2 protein-coding genes are annotated in these 1,206 nt (G+C 69.8%); both read right to left on the bottom strand.

The genetic code is table 11. The features are described 5' to 3' along the window. Window positions 1–122: 122 nt before the first annotated feature. Entirely contained in the window at window positions 123–848 is a 726-nt protein-coding gene (locus tag I59_RS04065; protein WP_022902778.1) for a PspA/IM30 family protein, read from the bottom strand. Between the two features lie 74 nt (window positions 849–922). Continuing rightward, window positions 923–1,206: hypothetical protein (locus tag I59_RS22590; protein WP_022902777.1), on the bottom strand; the 284-nt coding region annotated here is incomplete at its 5' end.

The following is a 1,206-nucleotide window of genomic DNA, read 5'->3' as shown; positions in this document are numbered from 1 at the left end:
ACGACGCCGAACCTTGCCACTGACCGGCCACGATGAAGTGCATCGTCACAGTCTGTCAGCAGGGTCCGGCGTCGTCCGGAGTGCGTGCTGGGCGACGGCTGGACCGGCGCCCCGGACACGCGTCAGATCGTCGGCGAACCGCCGTTCTTGAGCGCGGCGAGCCGGGCTTCGACCTCGGCGTCCTTACCGACGTCCTCGAGGCTCTCGAACTGCGCGTCGAGGCTCGACGACTGGAGTTCCTGCTGGCCGAGGACCTTGGCCTCCTCGCGGCGGACCTTCTCCTCGAAGCGGTTGAGGTCGCTGGTCGGGTCGGTGATGTCGATGTTGCCGATGGCGTCGTTGACCTTCGACTGCGCCTCGGCGGTCTTCTGCCGGGCGACGAGCGAGTCCCGCTTGGACTTGAGCTCCTCGAGCTTCTGCTCCATGCCCGCGAGGCCGGCCTTGAGCTTCTCGACCTGCTCGTTCTGCGTGGCGAGCGGCCCCTCGTTGTCCTTGACCTCCTGCTCGGCGGCGATCTGCTTGCCGATGGCGATCTTGGCGAGGTTGTCGAACTTGTCCGCGTCGGCGGTCTTGCCCTCGGCACGGTACTTGTCGGCGGCGGCCGAGGCGTTGGCGGCCTTCTGGCCCCACTCGACGGCGGCCTTCTTGTCCTCCTCGTGGTCCTGCTCGAGCAGGCGGAGGTTGCCGATGGTCTGGGCGATCGCGGTCTTCGCGTCGGCGATGTTGTTCGAGTAGTCCCGCACGAGCTGGTCGAGCATCAGCTGCGGGTCCTCGGCGTTGTCGATGATCTGGTTCACGTTCGCCCGGATGAGCGAGGAGATGCGACCGAGGATCGTCTGCTTGGCCATTGCTGTTCCCTTTCTGGAGAAGAACCGGTTCGTGGTGTGTGGTCGTGCGGGCGAGGAGCGCGGTGTCCGGGTGGTCAGAAGCGTCCGCCGCCGGAGAAACCGCCGCCTCCGCCGCCGTCCCCGCCGCCCCCGCCTCCGAAGCTCCCGCCCCCGAAGCCGCCACCGCCGAAGGACCCGCCGCCGAAGCTGCCGCCGCGCCCGCCGAGGAGTCCGCCGAGCACGAGCCCGGTGACGAGCCCGCCGAGCTGGGCGCCGCCCCCCGCCCCGCCGCCTGCGCCCGGGCAGCCGCCCATGTCGTTGCCGGCTGCGTCCATCGCGGCAGCCGCGTACTGCTCGGCGGCGCGGGCTGCCTGGAATG

The organism is Curtobacterium sp. B8 (genome assembly GCF_000333315.1).
Classification (GTDB): domain Bacteria; phylum Actinomycetota; class Actinomycetes; order Actinomycetales; family Microbacteriaceae; genus Curtobacterium; species Curtobacterium luteum.
Note: the sequence above shows the minus strand (reverse complement) of the source record. Positions and strands in the feature narration are given on the sequence as shown.